The organism is Halopelagius longus (assembly GCF_900100875.1).
Classification (GTDB): domain Archaea; phylum Halobacteriota; class Halobacteria; order Halobacteriales; family Haloferacaceae; genus Halopelagius; species Halopelagius longus.
In genome coordinates this window covers 722,706-739,885 of the sequence record NZ_FNKQ01000003.1, presented here as the reverse complement: position 1 = coordinate 739,885, position 17,180 = coordinate 722,706, and the positions used below count along the sequence as shown (strand labels likewise).

Below are 17,180 nucleotides of genomic sequence, written 5' to 3'. Positions count from 1 at the left end.
CCACACACACTCACCGACCACACAGATGCCCCACCAATGTACGAACTGCGGTAAGGTGTTCCCCGACGGCTCGAAGGAGATGCTATCGGGGTGCCCCAACTGCGGCGGGAACAAGTTCCAGTTCCGTCCGTCCGGCAGCTCGGGGTCCACCGACGGTGCGGCGTCCTCGACGCGAACCGAGGGGACGGACCGCCCCTCCCCGAGTTCCGCTTCGACACCGACAGACGCCGACCGGAGTTCGGCGGCCGACCGCACGCAGTCCGATACCGACTCGACTCGCCGAAGCGAAACCGCCTCGACCGACTCGCCGGCGACCGGACCCGAACCCGGCGGCTCCGCCTCGGAGACGTCGGCGGACCGTCGGACCCGGTCCGAGGACGAGAAGTCCCCGACGTGGGCGCGCACCGCGGAACGCGCCGCCGACGTCGAGGACGACGACCGACCGGCGTCGAACGCGCCGGACGAAGCGACCCGGAGCGACGCCTCGCCCGAGGCGGCGGAGGGCGGCGGCGGCCTCTCGGGCCGTGCGAACCGCGCGGGCAAGTCGGTCCGCGACTGGGTGAGCTCCCGCGGTACCGACTCCTCGTCCGAGGGAGAGTCCGCGTCGGCTTCGGCCTCGGAGTCCGCTTCGAGCGCCGAACCCGAGTCCGGGTCGCCCTCGGCGAGCGACTCGCCGCAGGCCCCCGACGAACGGAGTCCGCAGACGCCGACAAACGCGCCCGCGCCCGGCGAACCCGACCCCGACCGCGAGGACTCCGCGCAGGCGAGCGCCAGAAGCGCGGTCGTCTCCCCGGACGAGATAGCGGCGGCGGCGGACCGCGCGGCGGTCGAGGAGGCGGACGGACCGCCGACCGACGCCGACGGCACCGTCATCGAACCGCAGAGCGACGAGCGACCGGAGCTCGACGAACTGCGGGAGGAGCTGAACAGCCAGTTCGAGAGCATCAAAATCGTCGCGCCCGGCGAGTACGAACTGAACCTGATGGAACTGTACGACCGCACCGAGTACATCATCTCGCTGCGCGAGGACGGACGCTACGTCATCGAAGTCCCCGACTCGTGGGATGGCGAACCCGACGAGTGAACTGACGACCGGTCGTCTCCGCTTCTCGCCGACTCGCTCCGCGCTCTTCCTGCAGTCGCAGTCGAGACGAGCGAGGTTGTGATTCCGGCGCGTTCCGTCGATATTGAAGGCTTTAAGCACCGCGGCGAAATGGGTGATACCATGAGTAAGGCGACCAAACTCGTCCTCGGAACCGTCGGCGTCTCGGCCGTCCTCTCCATCGCGCTCATCGCGGTCATCGCGTTCGGCTGAAGGGCCTCGAACCCCTACACCGAACAGATGTTCGAGACGCGCGAACTCCCCGACGACGTCGCCGCCGTCCGAGACGAGCACGCACCCGACAGCCTCGTCCTCGACGTGGCGGCGGATTTCGAGACGATACCGCCCGCCGCGGCGGAGGACCTCGGCCTCGTAGCCGACTCTCTGGACCCGGCGACGTACCCCGCCGAGTGGCTCCCCGACGACGCGCCGCAACTGCTCGTTCGCTACGCGAGCACCGACTTCACCGTCGGCATGCCGGGCGACGGCACCGTCGTCTGGACCCGACAGACCGTCCCGCCGACGGTGTTCGCGAAGGCGCGCGCCGAGGGGACGCCCGAGGAGTTCCTCGATTTCCTCTTGGCGGAGGCGTTCGTCCAACTCGGGACGGGCGCGCCCGAGCACTTCCTGCCGTTTTTCGGGGAGCAGTACCGCGAACTCGACGACGCGGTTCCCCTTCCGCCGAACGAGGTGTACCAGATAGCGACGGCCCTCTACGAGGCGTGGTTGGGCCTCCAGACGCGCCCGACGTTCGAGTCGTGGGCCGACGAACGCCCTCGACTGCACGACGCGTGGACCGACGCCGGGGCGCGACTGGAGGGGCGACTGACGAACCTGCCGCGGGAAGTCGCGCGCGGGCAGACGTCGTTCGCGGACGCGACGGAGTTCGCGTGTTCGGCCGTCAAGCACGGCCGCGAACTGCCCGCGCCGTTCGCGGCACTCGACACGCAGGCGTACGTGGAGTACGGCGCGTCCTACGGCGTTCGGTGGGCGCGGAAGACGTTCGAACGACTCGACGAGCGTTCGGAGGCGACGGAGTCGGCGGACGACTCGGAGTTAGCGGACGACTCGGAGTCGGCGGGCGAATCGTCGGAGGAGTAGCGCGCTTCGGCGGGGTCCGGTCGCGGTCGGTTTCTCGGAGTCGGCTTCTCGTGGTCGGTCTGTCGCCGTCGGTTCAGAAGTCGCCGGTGACGGTTCCGTCCACGGCGAGTTCGATGACGTGGTCGAACAGTTCGCGGAAGCGTCCGACCGTCTCCTCGCCGTGCACCTCGTTCGAGAGGTGGAACAGGCCGACGGCGTCGTGTTCTTCGAGGAGTTCGAGGAGTTCCTCCGTCGCCCGCAACGCCCTGTCGACGTCGGCGTAGTACGCCATCTCGGTCACCGAATCGACGCTGACGCGCACCTTCCCCTCGTGGGATTCGAGGAAGCGACGCGTCTGCGTGACGATACCGTCCAAATCGTCGGGCGAGGAGACGTAGTGGACGTTGTCGCTCCCGCGCCGGGAGTAGCCCCGTTCGACCGACAGGGTGTCGAGGATGACCGCGCGGGACTCGTCTACGTCGTAGTGTTCGAGTTTCTGTTCGACTTCCCGCGCCGTCGTGCGCGTGGAGACGACGAGGAAGTGGTCCGTATCGGTCTTCAGAAAGTCCGTGTCGATGCGGTCCGTCTCGCCGATGCTCGGATGGAGGAGCAGGATACCTGTCCCGCCGGGAATCGTCTCCGGCGTGTTTTCGATGGCGAGGGTGTAATCCATACGCAAGACTGCGAGCGAGCGAACTTAATTATGCGGGTGCGAGAAATCGACAGTCTCCGACGCTGCCGTGCGGTTTTTCCATCGAATCGCCTCGCCGACCGGCCGCTCAAAACAGCGTGTCGGCCGTCGCCGCGCCGATGACGCTGAACACCGACCCGATGCTTATCGCCTTCAGCGTCACCGAGATGACGTCCCACTCCAACTCGATGCCGAGTGCGACGTGGCCCCCGTCGTTCGCCAAATCGCTCAGGAACGTCCCCGGCGCGTTGAACGAGACGGCGAGGAGGAACACCGAGAGGTAGGAGACGAGTATCAGGGAGATGAACCGGACGGGAACCCCGGCCACGTCGTCCTCCCTGTCCGGGTCCCTCTCGTCGTCGGCCTTGTACAGCGTTCCGTACCCGACGGAGAACACGATGACGACGGTCAGGAGGGCCTGCAATCCCGACATCTGCCGGGCGAGTACCCACACTTCCTCGGTGACGACGAACGGTCCGGCGAGGAGGAACCCGCCGACTACCTGTTGCGCCGAATCCGAGAGGGCGTACCGTCGTCCACGTCCCATATGCCCCCGTTGGGAGTACGACTGATAAAGGACGCGCCACGTCGCCGGCCGGAATCCGGGAGATTTAGTCGCGGTGGTCCCTCCTTCCGGTATGAGCGTTCGAGAGGAGTTCGACGCGTGGGCCGCCGACGGCCGCGACAAGGGGATGGAGGACCGCCACTGGCACACCGCGAAGCACGCCCTCGCGCGCATGCCCATAGAGGAGGGCGACGTGGTTCTCGACTTGGGGTGCGGAAGCGGATACGCCGGCCGCGCCCTCCGCGAGACGAAGGACGCCGGCCGCGTGTACGGCCTCGACGGGTCGCCGGAGATGGCGCGGAACGCGCAGTCGTACACCGACGACGAGGCGGTCGGATTCCTCGTCGGCGACTTCGACGAACTCCCCTTCGCAGACGACAGTATCGACCACGTCTGGAGCATGGAGGCGTTCTACTACGCCGCCGACCCGCACCACACCCTCGAAGAAGTCGCGCGCGTCCTCCGCCCCGGCGGCACGTTCTTCTGCGCCGTCAACTACTACGAGGAGAACGTCCACTCCCACGAGTGGCAGGAGTTCATCTCCGTGGAGATGACCCGGTGGTCCGCCGCGGAGTACCGCGAGGCGTTCCGCGACGCCGGACTGCACGTCGCCGAACAGGACAACGTCCCCGACAGGGAGATAGAGATTCCGCCCGCAGCGGAGTTCCCCACCGACGACTGGGAGTCCCGCGAGGAGATGGTCGAACGCTACCGGACGTACGGGACGCTTCTCACCGTCGGCGTCGCGCTCTGACCGCCTCGGTTCCGTCTCGCTTCTCACTCGCCCACTTCGACGACGCGGGCGTCCGCCGCGTCGAATCCGACTTCGACGACTCCGTCGAGGGGGTCCGCCGTCCGGAGCGTTATCCGGTGTCCGTCGCAGTCCACTCGGACGCGAGTCGTCTCGCCGAGGAACTCCGCGTCCGCCACCCGCCCCCGTAGTCGGTTCTCCGGGGACGTCGCCGCGTTCGTCGTGCGGTCCGTCGCCGCCCGGCCGTCGGTCTTCTCCCCGCAGTCCGTCGGTTCGCCGCCGTCGGCGGTTTCCGCCCTCGGCGCCCCGCCCTCGTCCGAGTCCGCCCCGTCGTCGGACCCCCCCGCGAGGACGCGAATCTGTTCCGGTCGAACGCAGAACGTCACCCGGTCGCCCGCCTCGATGTCCCGGTCGGTCCGGACGATATATGTCTCGTTCCCGATAGTAATACGAACCTCCGACTCGGCCGCCCCGTCGTCCGTTCTCCCGTCCAACCCCTTTGTTTCGTGTGGAGATGTTGATTCTTCGGCGCGCCCGACGAACACGTTGTTGTCGCCGACGAACTCCGCGACGAACCGACTCCGCGGCCGGCGGTACACCTCCCGCGGCGCGCCGACCTGTTCGACCCGGCCGTCGCTCATCACCGCGATTCGGTCGGAGACGGCCAACGCCTCCTCTTGGTCGTGGGTGACGTACAGCGTCGTGATTTCGAGTTCCGACTGAATCTCCTTGACCGTCGCGCGCAGTCGTTCGCGCAGTTGCGCGTCGAGTGCGCTCATCGGTTCGTCCAAAAGGAGGAGGTTCGGGCCCGGCGCGAGTGCCCGCGCGAGGGCGATTCGCTGCTGTTGGCCGCCGGACAACTCGGTCGGGTCCCTGTCGGCCGCCTCCGGGAGGCCGACCAACTCCAGCAACTCCGCGACGCGTTCCTCGTCTGAGACGCCCCCCGGCGCGTCCGCAAAGCGGAGGCCGTAGGCGACGTTCTCGCCGACGGTCATGTGCGGGAAGAGCGCGTAGTTCTGGAAGACGACGCCGACGCCGCGTTCCTCGGGCGGCACGCCGCGCATCTCCCGCCCGTCGAAGCGAACCGACCCCGCGGTGGGTTCTTCGAAGCCCGCCACGAGGCGGAGCGTCGTCGTCTTCCCGCACCCCGAGGGGCCGACGAGGGTGAAGAACTCGCCGTCCTCGATATCGAGGCTCACGTCCGCGAGCGCAGTCGTCCCGCCGTACTCCCTCCGCACGTCGTCGAGTTCGAGTCGCATCTTAGTCTCCGTCTCCGTTGTCGTCGGTTCGCTTCGCGTCGTCCCGTCGCATCTACAACCCGCCTCCGCCGCGGTACCGGCCGCCGAACCGCTCTATCACGACGAAACTCAGGCTCGTCACGAAAAGCAGGATGCATCCCATCGCCGTCGCCGGACCGAGTCGCCGCCCGAGGTATCGCTCCACGGCGACGGGCATCGTGTAACTGGCCGACCCCTCCGCGAGGATGACCGTCGAGTCGAACTCGCCGACGCTGATGGCGAAGGCGAACGCCGCGCCGGCGACGACGCCCGAAGCGACCAGCGGAAGTTCAACGTCGAGGAGGGCGCGCGCCCGCGACGCGCCGAGACTGCGCGCGGACTCGACGAGTCGCGGGTCGAGGTTCCCCAAGAGGGGCGCGACGGTGCGCGTCACGAACGGGTACGCGCCGACGGCGTGGGCGGCGACGATGGCCGCCGCGCCCGTCACCTGCACCTCCCGTCCGAACGCCTCGACGCCGAAGACGAGTCCCCGGAGCAAGCCGAGTCCGACGACGATGCCCGACACCGCGAGCGGTGCCATCGCGAGGGCGTCCACGACTTTCCGGCCGCGGAACCGCCGCGTCGTCAACACGGCCATCACGACGCCCATCGGCAGGGCGGCGGCGAGGGTGGCGACGCCGAATATCAGCGAGTTGCGGACGGCCGGGAGCGGACGCACCTGAAACGACGCCCCCGTGCGCTGGCGTTCGAGCAGGAACAGGTAGTTGTCGAGCGTCAGTCCGCCCTGCGGGCCGGTGACGCTCGCGTACGCCATCGACGCGATGGGGACGAGAAACACCGCGACGACGACGGCGGCGTACGCCGCGGCGCCGACGCGGGGGAGGAGTTCTCGGAGCGACAGGTCCGGCGGCGAGAGGCGGCGGCGCGGAAGCGGACGCGCGCCCTGTCCCGCCCCGCGCTGTCGCCCCTCGTACCGGAGGTAGGCGTACGTCAGACCGAGCGAAATCGCCGTCTCTATCGCCGCGAGCGACGCCGCCCGGCCGTACTCCAGATTCTGCACCTGCGAGTAGATGAACACCTCCACCGTCGCGAGTTGGAACCCGCCGAGGGCGAGGACGATGGGGAAGGAGGCGAACGTGAAGATGAACGTCAGCGTCGCCCCCACCGCGACGGCCGGGAGCAACTGCGGGAGCACCACGTCGCGGAACGCCCGCGCGGGCGACGCGCCCAGACTGCGCGCCGTCTCCACGGCGGAGGCGTCCACGCTCTCCCACGCCGACGTGACGACGCGGGCGACGAGGGGGGCGTTGTAGAACGCGTGCGCGACGATTATCGCGGGGAGCGTGTACAGCAGGTTCACCTCCGGCAGTCCGAGCAGCCCGAGGACCCCGTTGAGCGTCCCGTTCCCACCGAACGTCGCCACGAAGCCGATGGCGACCATTATCGAGGGCATGACGAACGGGAGGATGGTCAGAGAGCGGAGCGTCTCGCGGCCGGGAAACTCGAAGCGCGAGAGAATCCACGCCCCCGGCAGGCCGAGTGCGACGGAGGCGACGGTGGAGAGAAACGCCTGATACGCGGTGAACCAGATGATGTCCCGGAGGTAGAACTCGGAGGTGAGAATCTCTAAAAGGGGCTCCGCCGACAGTCGCCCCTCGACGAGGACGGCGTCGGCGAACACCGTCGCCACCGGGTAGTAGAAGACGACGAGGAGGACGAACGCCGTGGCGGCGGCTACGAGAGCGAGTGCGCGTCGCTCGGCCCACCGAACCGCCGCGCCGAACGGGCCGCCGCCGCCCACGTCACTTGCTGGCGAACTGCTGGGCCCACGCGTCCGTCCACTCACTGAGATTTCCTTTCAGTCGGTCGTACGAAAAGGTGACCGCCTCGGGCGGTTCCTTCGCGTACTTGGCGAACTCCTCGGGCAGTTCCGCGGTGGTCGTCGCGGGGAACTGGACGTTCCGCACGGCGATTTCCGACTGGACTTCGGGTCGGAGCACGAAGTCCATGAACGTTCGCGCCAGTTCCGAGCGGTCCGTCCCGTCGAACAGCGCCATCCCCTCGGGGTTGGCGTAGCCTTGGTCGTTCAGGAACCGAACTTGGTGCTTCGAGAGGTCCTCGCCGGACTCGTTCGCGTACACTTGGTCCGTCGAGTAGGAGACGACCATCGGCGCTTCGCCGTTCGAGTAGGCGGCGTACGACGACTCCCAGTCGCCGAGGACGCGCACGTCGTTCTGCTTCAACTGCTTCCAGTAGTCGAGGTAGCCGTCCTCGCCCTTCGCCTTCACCGTGTGGAGGAGGAACGCCTGCCCCGTCGCACTCGACGTCGGATTCTGCGTCAACAAGTCGCCGGAGAATTCCTCGCGCAGGAGGCCGTCGAACGTCTTCGGCGCGGCGAACCCGCCGTCTTCCTGCGTCTCGTCGTACACCAGCGAGATGTACCCGGTGTCGTACGGGACGGCGCGTCCCTGCGGGTCGAACTCCAAGGACTCCTTCACGTCGCCGCGACGGGAGAGGCCGTCGGCGGCGGTAAAGAGCGGTTTATCGAGTTTCTCGTCGATGCGGATGAGCATGTTCACGTCGAGGCCGACGTACAGGTCCGCCGCGACGTCCTCGCCGCGCATCGCTCGCTCGATGTAGTGGTTGACGCCCGAGTCCGGCGTCTCGTAGCGTATCGTCGCGTCGTTCTCGGACTCGAACGTCTCTTTCAACCACGCGCCCGGACTCGAACTCGGCGAATCCACGAACGCGCCGTACGTCGCGACGACGAGTTCCGACGACTCATCGCCCGCCGCGCCCGTCGTCGTTCCGGCCGCTTCGGTCGTTTGGGTACCCTCGCCCGTCGTCTCCGTTGCGTCCCCGCCGCCGCCGCCGGAGCATCCCGCGAGTCCCGCGACGCCGCCGACGCCCGCCGCCCGGAGGAAGGTTCGTCGTTTCATTACCGAGTGATTATACTGGGTTGTATTTAACACCCGTGACCTCCGGTCGCGCGCCCGCGTCGGCAATCGCACGGCGGCGCGGCCGGGCGGCCGAACGAGACAGTCAGGGGAACCGTTTTCTTCCCCTACGCTAATCTGGTGCCATGTCTCTAAACCGCCGCTACGTTTTGGGCGGTCTGTTCGTGCTTCTCTCGGTCGCGGCGGGCGTCCTCCTCTGGCAGGTCGTCGGGACCGTCTTCTTCGCCATCACCGTCGCGTACCTCCTCTCGCCGGTTCGCCGCCGACTCGTCGCTCGGGGCCTCTCCCGGCGGTGGGCGAGTGCGGCGGCGACGGCGTTCGCCTTCCTCGCGACGGTCGCCGTCCTCTCCCCGTTGGCCGTCGCCGTCGTCCTCCGACTCGATACCCTCTTGGAACTGTTCGAACTCGTCCCCGAGGTCATCCACGTCGAACTGTTCGGCTTCGTCTACGAGGCGACGATCGACCAACTGATAACGCTCGTCTCGGTGTGGCTACAGGCGGTCGCACGGCAGTCCGCCGCCGCCGCGCCGGTGCTTCTGCTGAAGGCGACGCTGTTTACGCTCCTCGTGTTCTCGCTTCTGTTCTACGAGGAGGAGGCCCGGAGCGCGGCGTTGGCCGTCGTCCCGCCGTCGTACCGCGGCGTGGCCGAGGCGCTCAACGGCCGCGCCCGCGAGACGCTCCTCGCGATATACGTCCTGCAGGCGGCCACCGCCGCCGGGACGTTCGTCCTCGCGCTTCCGGTGTTCTACCTCCTCGGTTACGAGTACGCCGTGACGCTCGCCACCGTCGCCGCCGTCCTCCAGTTCGTCCCCATCGTCGGCCCGAGTTTCCTGCTCGCGGGTCTCGGGGCGTACCACCTCGCCGTCGGCCAGACGGTCCAAGCCCTCCTCGTCGTCCTCGGCGGCGGGTTCGTCATCGGCTGGCTCCCCGACGTGCTCATCCGCCCGCGCCTGGCGCGCCGGACGGCCGACATCCCCGGCAGCCTCTACTTCGTCGGCTTCTTCGGCGGCCTGCTCACCCTCGGCCCCATCGGCATCGTCGCCGGCCCACTCGTCGTCGGACTCGTCGTCGAGTCGGCGACGCTCCTCTCGGAGGAACTGAACGGCGGGGCGGCCGAAGAGACGGCGGAAACAGAGGAGACGGCGGGAACGACGGAGACACCGGAGACGACGGAGAGCGAGTCCGTCGCGGGGACCGAACCCCTCGCGGAGGACGAACCCCTCGCGGAGGACGAACCGCGCTCTGCGGGCGACTCGGGCGAGGAGACGCCCGGAACCGACGCCGAGTGACTCGGCTCAGTCGTCGGCGCTGACGAGGGGGCCGTCGCGCTCCTCCCACTCGGTGAGGCTCCCCTCGTAGAACGCGACGTTCTCGTAGCCGAGATGCCGGAGAACGGTGTAGGTGTGGCTGATTCGCCGGGCGGTGTTGCAGTACAGCACCACCGGCCGCCCGCGCTCGATACCGCTCGATTCGAGGGTGGCTTCGAGTTCGTCGCGGGGTTTCAGCCCCCGCGTCTCGTCGTCCACGAGTTCGCGCCAATCGAGGTTCACCGCGCCGGGGAGGTGCGCCTCGTCGTACTCCCACTCCTCGCGGGTGTCCACGACGACGGTGTCCTCGTCGTCGAGGGCGTCCAACACGTACTCGTAGCCGACGAGCGGGGTCGATTCCGGCTTCCGGACGACGTACTCCGTCGCCGCCACCTCGGTTTCGTCGCTCGTCGTCTCGCGTTCGCGGTTCCACGAACTGTAGTCGCCGTCCAGGAGGTGCAGACGCTCGGGCGGGTGGCCGTACAGTTCCGCGGTGACGAGAAACCGCGCGGCGAAGACGCCGTGGGTGTCGTCGTAGGCGACGACGTCGTCGTCCGCCGCCACGCCCGCCTCGCTCAACAGTTCCTCCCACGTCTCGACGCCGGGGAGCATCCCCTCGTCGCCCTCGGGGCTCCGAAAGGAGTCGAACGGCACGTTCACCGCGCCGGGAACGTGCCCGATGCCGTCGAACTCCCACGCGTCGCGCACGTCTATCACCCGAACCTCCTCCAGTCGCTCGTCGAGCCACTCGGCGGACACGACGACGTTCTCGCTCATACCGTCCCGTTGTCGCGGGGCCTCCTTAGACTCGCCCGTTCGGGACGACGTGGCCAACTGTCAGAGAAAGTCGATGATATTGCCGGTAGTTCGGGACCTGTTCGTCCCTGTGACTGTCCCGCGGTTACTCCGTGCCGCGAGCGACCGATAATCCGGCAAGAAATTCCTGTTGACACGATGGTGGGCAGTACACGCCGTGGCTGTGGGGATTAAGCCATTCGAGTACGAAGGCGTGTACGTATGACAGACGACGGCTACGCGAAGGACGTTCTCGTCTCGGCGGACTGGGTCGAGGAGCACCTCGACGAGTTCCAAAGCGACGACCCCGAGTATCGCCTCGTAGAAGTCGACGTCGACACGGAGGCGTACGACGAGGGTCACGCCCCCGGCGCGATCGGCTTCAACTGGGAGACGCAACTGCAGGACCAGCAGACGCGCGACATCCTCTCGAAGGACGACTTCGAGGAACTGCTGGGTTCCCACGGCATCTCCGACGACTCGACGGTGGTCCTCTACGGCGACAACTCGAACTGGTTCGCCGCCTACACGTACTGGCAGTTCAAGTACTACGGCCACGACGACGTGAAACTCCTCGACGGCGGCCGCGACTACTGGGTCGAGAACGACTACCCCCTCACGGACGAGGAACCGGAGTTCGACTCCGTCGACTACACGGCGAAAGGTCCCTTCGAGGGCATCCGCGCCTACCGCGACGACGTCGAGAACGCGGTGAACAAGGGCCTGCCCCTCGTGGACGTTCGCTCGCCCGAGGAGTTCTCCGGCGAGATTCTCGCGCCCCCGGGACTGCAGGAGACGGCCCAGCGCGGCGGCCACGTCCCCGGCGCGAGCAACATCTCGTGGGCGGCGACGGTCAACGACGACGGCACGTTCAAGTCGCCGGAGGAACTCCGCGAACTGTACGCCGACGAGGGCATCGACGGCGACGAGACGACCGTCGCGTACTGCCGCATCGGCGAGCGTTCGTCCATCGCGTGGTTCGCGCTCCACGAACTGCTCGGCTACGAGAACACCGTCAACTACGACGGGTCGTGGACCGAGTGGGGCAACCTCGTCGGCGCGCCCATCGAAACCGGCTCCGGCGACGAGTAATCGACTCGAACCCCGATTCGACTTCTCCGTTTTTGCGTCGGCGGTTCCACCGCGCCCGGAGCGCCGACACCCGGTATCGCGTCGTTTCCACCGCAGCGACTCCGCTCGACTTTGCCCGGACGACCGCAGACCGTAGACCGCAGATCGAAGACTCGCTTACGCGGGGGTGAGCGTCACTCGCCCGTCGCCGTGGACGCAGACCTCGTACCCGTGGTACTGGAACTGAACCTCCCCTCCGAAGGCCGGTCCGCCCTCCGACTCGAAGAGCGAATCCAACGCGTCGGGGTCGACGGCGGAGTAGAGGGGGCGGAGGGCCGTCGGTTCGACGCCTTCGGCGTCCGCGACCGTCTTCACGACAGTGAGACTGAGAGGTTCGTCCTGACCGAGAGAGTACGTATTACCATCGCGCGTGCACTGACTCATTCACTCTACTCCAGGGCCCCTTCCGGAATAGCGCTTACAGCTAGATAGAGAGCCGTCCGAAACTCCGGGGGCTATCTATCTAGACTAGTGGCGTCTGACTCCGAGAGAGCGGCGAAAAAACCGTCTGCCGGGCGTTCTCGGGATGATCTCACTGCGCAGTGCGGCCGGATAAGGCGTTCGGGTGCGACCCGCCGGCGCGGGTCAGGCCTGGATCAGTCCTTCCTCGAAGAGTTGGTGGTACAGTTTGCGCTGGGCCGCCCGGAGGTGCGTGTTCAGCGTCGGTTGCGAGATGTCGAGCGACGAGGCGATTTCGGTGCCGGTGCGGGTGCGCGGCTTCTCGAAGTAGCCGCTGAAGTAGGCCGTCTGGAGCACTTCCAGCTGTCGGGGGGTGAGCTCTTCGACCACTTCGGATTGGAACTCCGCCGACGTGCGCTGGACCTGTTGGCGGGTGTGTTGGGCGTGCAGCGTCGCGTTCGGGTATCTCGTCCGGAACATCTCCACGAACTCCCTCACCGCGGCGTCGGACGCGAGCGCAACCGTCACCCTCGCGTTACCGTCGTCGGCGTCGAGGCGGCGGAGCCTCCCCCCGTGTTGGAGGACGGTTCCGGCGAGGGAGTCCTCCGTGAGCGTCACGTCCACCAGACACACCCGGTCGTCGCCCTCGGAGAACTCCGAGACGACCGTGAGGTCGGCGGTGGGGAACTTCGGCGCGAACTCGCGGATCTCCTCGGTCGTCGTTCCGTGCATCGAGAAGAACGCGCGGAGGCCGCCGTCGCCCTGCGAGACGAGGTTCTCCAGCGACATGGTACAGTCGGCCTGCTCGACGAACTCCGTGATCCCGCAGCCGATATCTTCGACCGTGAACTCAAGTTCGGTCACCTCGTCGGTCACGAGCGCTTTCTTGCTCTCGACGGCGTTGATGGCGTAGGCGATGGTGTCGCTCAGTTCGGTCAGCACCGCCCGCTCTAAGGAGTCGAACACGCCCGGTTGCCCCGCGTACACGGCGAGGATGCCGTAGAGCGTGTCTTTGTAAGTCAGCGGTAACGCGATGCAGGCGTGGTAGCCCCGGTTGAGCGCCGACTGCCGCCACGGCGCGAACGATCGGTCGCTCAGGATGTCGTTGACGACCTGCGGTTCGCGCGTCTCGACGGCCCGTCCCGCCGGTCCGCGCCCTTCGGGGGTGTCGTCGACCGTCATCCGTTCGTCGTGGAGGTACCCGTTCTCGTCGCCGGCCCACGTGCGCGGTTCGATGACGTCGCTCACCGTGTTCTGCTCGCCGACCCACGCGAGTTCGTACGGGCCGACGTCCGCCAACTGCTCGCAGGCGACTTCCTCTATCTCCTCGCGGGTCGAGGCCTGCACGAGCGCTTGGTCGATGTTCCTGATCGTCGTGTTGATGCGGTTGAGGCGCTCGAGCGTCTCGTTTTGGTCTTCGAGCGTCTCCTCGCGTTCGTGCAACAACTGCTCGCGGTCGGCGCGGGTGCAGGCGGATTCGACCGTCGCGGCCGTCGTCTCCACGAAGTCGCGTTCGAGCGAGTCGAACTTCTCGGGGGAGGCGGTCCCGGTGAGGAACACGCCCTGCCGGTCGAGCGGAACGACCAGAATCTGCGTCAGGTCGTTCGCCGGCAGTCCGTCGTCGCCGCCGACGTCTATCGCGCGCATCTCGCCGGCGACGAACGCCTCCCACACCGGGCCGGAGGTGGAGTTACACAGCGTCGCGGTCGGCAGTTCGTCCTCCGCGCGCGTCGTCTGCGCCTCGGGCGCGAGTCGTCCGTTCTCCGCGTCGTACAGCGCCACCGCAGACAGCGGAAGGCGAAGCGACTCGTGGGCGTGTTCGACGGTCGTCTCCGCGATCTCCGACACCGTCTCGACGTTCATCAGGTCGCGGCTCATCTCGTTGAGGGCGGCCAGTTGCTCCTCCCGCCGTCGTTGCTCCAACTCGTAGTTGACCCACTGTCCCATCAACTCCAAGAACGTGTGCTCGGCGTCGGTGAAGGGGTCCTCGCGGGTCGACGTGTCGCAGAACGCGAGCGTCCCGTACGGTTCCGACCCGGTGGCGATTTTGACGCCGAAGTACGACTCGAACCCTAACTCCCGGTACACCGGGTCGTCGTCCCAGCCGAGTTCCCGCACGTCGGGCGCGCCCACCGGTTCGTCCGCGTCCATGGCTTTCCGGCAGTACTGTCCCGCCTTCGGTCGGACGGGGAACTCGCCCGGACTCACCCCTCCGTCTGCGGGACCGACCGTCGCCTCCACCTCGGCATCGTCGCCGTCGTAGCGGCCGAGTATTCCGTATTCGAGTCCGAACCGCTCGCAGCCGAGTTCCAGCAGGCGCTCTATCTTCTCCTCGAACGTCTGGTCGGGGTTCGACGTTATCTCGTACAGTTTCCGCTGGTAGCGTTCGCGCTCCTTCCGTTCGAGTTCGTAGCTGACCCACTGGCTCATCAGCTCCAAGAAGGTGTACTCCGACCGCGTGAACGGCCGCCCGCGCGACGACTCGGAGCCGAAACAGAGCGTCCCGTACTGCTTGCCGCCGACGACGAGCGACGTTCCGAAGTAGGATTCGAGGCCGTACGTGTCGTAGGCGGGGTCGCCCGTCCATCCCTCTTCCTCGGCGTTGAGGACGCTCACCGGTTCGTCGAGTTCCAGCACGTTCTGACAGTACGACACGGAGAGGTCGCCGGACGCTCCCGGTCGAATCTTCTCGTGTGAGCCGACGGCTTCGATCACCTCGAACTCGTCTTCGTCCTCGTCGGTGAGCGCGAAGTAGCCCACGTCGAGGTCGAACCACGCTCGGCCCAGTTCGAGCAACCGCTCGACTTTCGCGCCGAACGACAGCGACGGGTCCGCCGTGGCGTCGTATATCTCCCGTAGGAACCGCTCGCGGCTTTCGAGGGCGACTTTGGCCTCGGTGCGGTCCAGTAGCGTCCCCATCATCCGGTCGACTTCTTGCTCCGCGTCGTCGGGGTCGAAGAAGTCCTCCGGCGGCACGTGATAGAAGTTGTGACAGACCGTCCCGTCGTAGATGAGGTGGGGGTGCGTCCGGATGACGTCGCGGATGGTCTCCGAGGGGAACGAGCGCCGGTCGTACTGACAGAGCGCGATGCAGTCCTCCTCGTCGAAGAGTTCGTTTATCCTCGATTCGTACTCCATGAACTTCTCCAACGGCGTCCCGCCCTCCGCGAGCCACGATATCTCGGCGGATATTCGGAGCGCCGGATACTCCGCTTTGGTCTCCTCGATAATCTCCCCGTAGATGTCTATCATCCCGTCGGGCTCGAACGTCCCGTCTCTGAGGTACGTCTCCTCGACGGTGTGGAACGTCAACTGCCCGGACTCGACGGCCGCGTCCGCGTCGATTCCCGCGCCGCGCAGGGCCGCGAGCAACTCCGCCTCGGTGCTGTCGTCGATGACGCACATACACCGTTCGCCGCGCTCGATTCCCTGCCGCAGGTACGGGACGACGGCCGCGTACTGCTCGGTTTTGCTCTCGTAGATCAACGCGAGGTGGTCGTTGCAGTAGTGGCCGTCGAACGGTTCGACGGGCCCGCGGAACTCGGGACTCGATTGAAGCGCTTCGATACCGCTACCGAGGTCCAGTCGTTCCCGCGAACTACCGGAGAGGGGTGTCATGCTCATGGGAGTCGGGAAGTGGGAGTCGAGAGGAGGGCGTCGTCGCTCCGGAACGAAAGCGACCGTAGTGGTTCGACGTCCGCGTGTAGGGGGGTACGGAAGGACGGCGGCATCTGACTTCATTCGGAGCCAGACGTAGATAAGGGCAACGTCGCCCGTGATAGCGCGTCTCAAACGCGCTCGGGGGTCTCGCTCGGATCCGACGCCCGAACCGTCTCCCTGCGACGCGTACTTCCATCGCGTTCCCCATGTCGATGGTTACAAAGTCCGATACGCCGTACGACGGGGTATGAACGGTCAGGACCTCGCCGACGAACTCCGCGACGACCACGAGACGCCCTTCTCCCGACTCGGCTCCTCGAAGGCGCTGTACGCCCTCACCGGCGGCGAGATGGACGCCGGTCCCGTCCGCGCCGCCGCCGCGGACGACGCGCGCTCCCTCGCGTCGGTCCTCGACGAGTGGGCGGCCGACGAGGACGACGACGCCGCCGCATCGCTCTACGAGGAACTCGCGGCGACGGCCCGCGACCACGCCGACTCGGTCGCGCCGGACGACCACGAACGCGGCGAGACGCCCGAGACGGACGCCCGACTCGCCGAGTTCGAGGACACCGTCCCCCGCCTCGGCGGCCTCCTCGGGCGCTACCTCGTCGCGCAGAAACACGTCGAGCAGATGGTCGGCTTCTTCGTCGGCGACGCCGACCCCCGCACCGCCTCGGAGTTTCGCGACCTGCGCGGCGACGTCGAGGACGCCCGCGACCGAGTCGCGGCGGCGTTAGACGAGACGTGCGAGGGCGACGACGACTGGGACGTCGCCCGCGACGCCGCCGACGCCGTCGTGGAGGGCGCCTACGACGAGTACGTCGAGACGCTCGAGTCGATGGGCGTCAAGCCGAAGAACGTCTGCTAGGCCCTCCCCTTTTTACAGGGGGTCCTCGCGCGCCTCCGGCGTCACCGGACTTCGTCCGGTGGGCAGCCGAACGCAGTTCGGCGACGCGCTCGAACCCCCCAAAAATCTGGACCAAAAAGGCCGGTCGCTCACTTCGTTCGCTCCCGGTACGACTCGGTGTCCGATACCGCCTCCGCAACCCTTCCGCTTCTGCACTCCCACCCGATGCGAACTGTTCTCAATCTCCACTTGAAACGGAGGGGTTTCGGGCGGGAGAGGGTCTGACGACCGTCAGACGCCCGAGACGCCGGAGCGGTACTCCTTCACGTGGTCGTACGCCGACTCGACTCGTTCTTTCACTTCGCCGTCCGTCTCCTCTTTGATTTCGGTGAGTGCGTTCATGTGTCGGGCGAGTCGGCCGTGGTCCGGGCCGCGTTCGGCGGCGGCGAGGTCGGCCAACTGGTTCGACTGGTCGTAGATGCGCGACTGCAGGTCGCCGGACGCCGCTTCGGCGGCCGCGCGGAGTTCGTCGCTCGCGTTCTGGAGTTCTTCGTGCGCCATGTGTCGCCGTTCCCATTCCCCTCGCAAAATAGTTCCTCCGACGGCCGCCTTTGCGGCCGCCCGTGACGGACCACTCTCGCGGGGTCGGGGGGGTCT

At 67.2% G+C, this 17,180-nt stretch carries 16 protein-coding genes; 7 read left to right on the top strand and 9 right to left on the bottom strand.

Going from position 1 to position 17,180, the window contains the following annotated elements; translation table 11 throughout:
- The first annotated feature begins 25 nt into the window (after nucleotides 1-25).
- The 3 genes from BLS11_RS14555 (at nucleotide 26) to BLS11_RS14550 (ending at nucleotide 2,203) form a co-directional block, all read left to right on the top strand.
- Nucleotides 26-1,084, top strand: coding sequence for an OapC/ArvC family zinc-ribbon domain-containing protein (locus BLS11_RS14555; protein WP_092538467.1), 1,059 nt, complete (start codon nucleotides 26-28; stop codon nucleotides 1,082-1,084).
- A 141-nt stretch (nucleotides 1,085-1,225) separates the two neighbouring features.
- Nucleotides 1,226-1,315: a hypothetical protein gene (locus tag BLS11_RS20100; protein WP_449404959.1), complete on the top strand. Its 90-nt coding sequence runs from the start codon at nucleotides 1,226-1,228 to the stop codon at nucleotides 1,313-1,315.
- Between the two features lie 27 nt (nucleotides 1,316-1,342).
- The gene (locus BLS11_RS14550) at nucleotides 1,343-2,203 is read left to right on the top strand and encodes a DUF7089 family protein (RefSeq protein ID WP_092538466.1); all 861 of its coding nucleotides are present in this window, start codon (nucleotides 1,343-1,345) and stop codon (nucleotides 2,201-2,203) included.
- 73 nt (nucleotides 2,204-2,276) lie between these two features.
- On the opposite strand, the gene BLS11_RS14545 is transcribed toward BLS11_RS14550, so the two are convergent.
- Both BLS11_RS14545 and BLS11_RS14540 read right to left on the bottom strand, forming a co-directional pair.
- Nucleotides 2,277-2,855 (bottom strand): DUF7090 family protein, encoded by a 579-nt coding sequence (locus tag BLS11_RS14545; protein WP_092538465.1) that lies wholly within the window; start codon nucleotides 2,853-2,855, stop codon nucleotides 2,277-2,279.
- A 106-nt stretch (nucleotides 2,856-2,961) separates the two neighbouring features.
- Nucleotides 2,962-3,420 carry a DUF2391 family protein gene (locus BLS11_RS14540; RefSeq protein WP_092538464.1) on the bottom strand — a complete coding sequence of 153 codons (459 nt, stop codon included), beginning with the start codon at nucleotides 3,418-3,420 and terminating at the stop codon, nucleotides 2,962-2,964.
- 91 nt (nucleotides 3,421-3,511) lie between these two features.
- On the opposite strand from BLS11_RS14540, the gene BLS11_RS14535 reads away from it, so the two are divergent.
- Nucleotides 3,512-4,192 (top strand): class I SAM-dependent methyltransferase, encoded by a 681-nt coding sequence (locus BLS11_RS14535; protein ID WP_092538463.1) that lies wholly within the window; start codon nucleotides 3,512-3,514, stop codon nucleotides 4,190-4,192.
- Between the two features lie 23 nt (nucleotides 4,193-4,215).
- On the opposite strand, the gene BLS11_RS14530 is transcribed toward BLS11_RS14535, so the two are convergent.
- Genes BLS11_RS14530 through BLS11_RS14520 form a run of 3 tightly spaced genes read right to left on the bottom strand, consistent with a single transcriptional unit; the run spans nucleotide 4,216 to nucleotide 8,366 of the window.
- Complete coding sequence (locus tag BLS11_RS14530; protein ID WP_092538462.1) at nucleotides 4,216-5,448, bottom strand: ABC transporter ATP-binding protein; 1,233 nt, start codon at nucleotides 5,446-5,448, stop codon at nucleotides 4,216-4,218.
- Nucleotides 5,449-5,500: 52 nt separating this feature from the next.
- Nucleotides 5,501-7,228: an ABC transporter permease gene (locus tag BLS11_RS14525; protein WP_092538461.1), complete on the bottom strand. Its 1,728-nt coding sequence runs from the start codon at nucleotides 7,226-7,228 to the stop codon at nucleotides 5,501-5,503.
- Nucleotide 7,229: 1 nt separating this feature from the next.
- Nucleotides 7,230-8,366, bottom strand: coding sequence for a thiamine ABC transporter substrate-binding protein (locus tag BLS11_RS14520; protein ID WP_092538460.1), 1,137 nt, complete (start codon nucleotides 8,364-8,366; stop codon nucleotides 7,230-7,232).
- A gap of 143 nt (nucleotides 8,367-8,509) precedes the next feature.
- On the opposite strand from BLS11_RS14520, the gene BLS11_RS14515 reads away from it, so the two are divergent.
- Nucleotides 8,510-9,673, top strand: a complete 1,164-nt coding sequence (locus BLS11_RS14515; RefSeq protein WP_092538459.1) for an AI-2E family transporter — start codon at nucleotides 8,510-8,512, stop codon at nucleotides 9,671-9,673.
- Nucleotides 9,674-9,679: 6 nt separating this feature from the next.
- Here the strand turns inward: BLS11_RS14515 and BLS11_RS14510 are convergent, their stop codons facing one another.
- Nucleotides 9,680-10,468, bottom strand: coding sequence for a sulfurtransferase (locus BLS11_RS14510; RefSeq protein ID WP_092538458.1), 789 nt, complete (start codon nucleotides 10,466-10,468; stop codon nucleotides 9,680-9,682).
- Nucleotides 10,469-10,708: 240 nt separating this feature from the next.
- Between BLS11_RS14510 and BLS11_RS14505 the strand changes: the two genes are divergently transcribed.
- On the top strand, nucleotides 10,709-11,578 hold the full coding sequence (locus tag BLS11_RS14505) for a sulfurtransferase (RefSeq protein WP_092538457.1): 870 nt from the start codon (nucleotides 10,709-10,711) through the stop codon (nucleotides 11,576-11,578).
- A gap of 156 nt (nucleotides 11,579-11,734) precedes the next feature.
- Here the strand turns inward: BLS11_RS14505 and BLS11_RS14500 are convergent, their stop codons facing one another.
- A complete protein-coding gene (locus tag BLS11_RS14500; RefSeq protein WP_092538456.1) occupies nucleotides 11,735-12,001 on the bottom strand; it encodes a DdfA family disk-determining factor in 267 nt (88 codons plus the stop codon).
- A gap of 201 nt (nucleotides 12,002-12,202) precedes the next feature.
- A complete protein-coding gene (locus BLS11_RS14495) occupies nucleotides 12,203-15,640 on the bottom strand; it encodes an MEDS domain-containing protein (protein WP_175454460.1) in 3,438 nt (1,145 codons plus the stop codon).
- A 283-nt stretch (nucleotides 15,641-15,923) separates the two neighbouring features.
- On the opposite strand from BLS11_RS14495, the gene BLS11_RS14490 reads away from it, so the two are divergent.
- The gene (locus BLS11_RS14490; RefSeq protein ID WP_092538454.1) at nucleotides 15,924-16,544 is read left to right on the top strand and encodes a transcription antitermination protein; all 621 of its coding nucleotides are present in this window, start codon (nucleotides 15,924-15,926) and stop codon (nucleotides 16,542-16,544) included.
- Nucleotides 16,545-16,814: 270 nt separating this feature from the next.
- Here the strand turns inward: BLS11_RS14490 and BLS11_RS14485 are convergent, their stop codons facing one another.
- Complete coding sequence (locus BLS11_RS14485) at nucleotides 16,815-17,084, bottom strand: DUF7553 family protein (protein WP_092538453.1); 270 nt, start codon at nucleotides 17,082-17,084, stop codon at nucleotides 16,815-16,817.
- Nucleotides 17,085-17,180 lie beyond the last annotated feature (96 nt).

Coding starts and splice junctions, on each gene's coding strand:
- BLS11_RS14510 (WP_092538458.1), bottom strand. CDS start 10,468: ATGAGCGAGAACGTCGTCGTGTCCGCCGAGTGGCTCGACGAGCGACTG.
- BLS11_RS14550 (WP_092538466.1), top strand. CDS start 1,343: ATGTTCGAGACGCGCGAACTCCCCGACGACGTCGCCGCCGTCCGAGAC.
- BLS11_RS14500 (WP_092538456.1), bottom strand. CDS start 12,001: ATGAGTCAGTGCACGCGCGATGGTAATACGTACTCTCTCGGTCAGGAC.
- BLS11_RS14490 (WP_092538454.1), top strand. CDS start 15,924: ATGAACGGTCAGGACCTCGCCGACGAACTCCGCGACGACCACGAGACG.
- BLS11_RS14515 (WP_092538459.1), top strand. CDS start 8,510: ATGTCTCTAAACCGCCGCTACGTTTTGGGCGGTCTGTTCGTGCTTCTC.
- BLS11_RS14555 (WP_092538467.1), top strand. CDS start 26: ATGCCCCACCAATGTACGAACTGCGGTAAGGTGTTCCCCGACGGCTCG.
- BLS11_RS14485 (WP_092538453.1), bottom strand. CDS start 17,084: ATGGCGCACGAAGAACTCCAGAACGCGAGCGACGAACTCCGCGCGGCC.
- BLS11_RS14530 (WP_092538462.1), bottom strand. CDS start 5,448: ATGCGACTCGAACTCGACGACGTGCGGAGGGAGTACGGCGGGACGACT.
- BLS11_RS14505 (WP_092538457.1), top strand. CDS start 10,709: ATGACAGACGACGGCTACGCGAAGGACGTTCTCGTCTCGGCGGACTGG.
- BLS11_RS20100 (WP_449404959.1), top strand. CDS start 1,226: ATGAGTAAGGCGACCAAACTCGTCCTCGGAACCGTCGGCGTCTCGGCC.
- BLS11_RS14535 (WP_092538463.1), top strand. CDS start 3,512: ATGAGCGTTCGAGAGGAGTTCGACGCGTGGGCCGCCGACGGCCGCGAC.
- BLS11_RS14545 (WP_092538465.1), bottom strand. CDS start 2,855: ATGGATTACACCCTCGCCATCGAAAACACGCCGGAGACGATTCCCGGC.
- BLS11_RS14540 (WP_092538464.1), bottom strand. CDS start 3,420: ATGGGACGTGGACGACGGTACGCCCTCTCGGATTCGGCGCAACAGGTA.
- BLS11_RS14495 (WP_175454460.1), bottom strand. CDS start 15,640: ATGAGCATGACACCCCTCTCCGGTAGTTCGCGGGAACGACTGGACCTC.
- BLS11_RS14520 (WP_092538460.1), bottom strand. CDS start 8,366: ATGAAACGACGAACCTTCCTCCGGGCGGCGGGCGTCGGCGGCGTCGCG.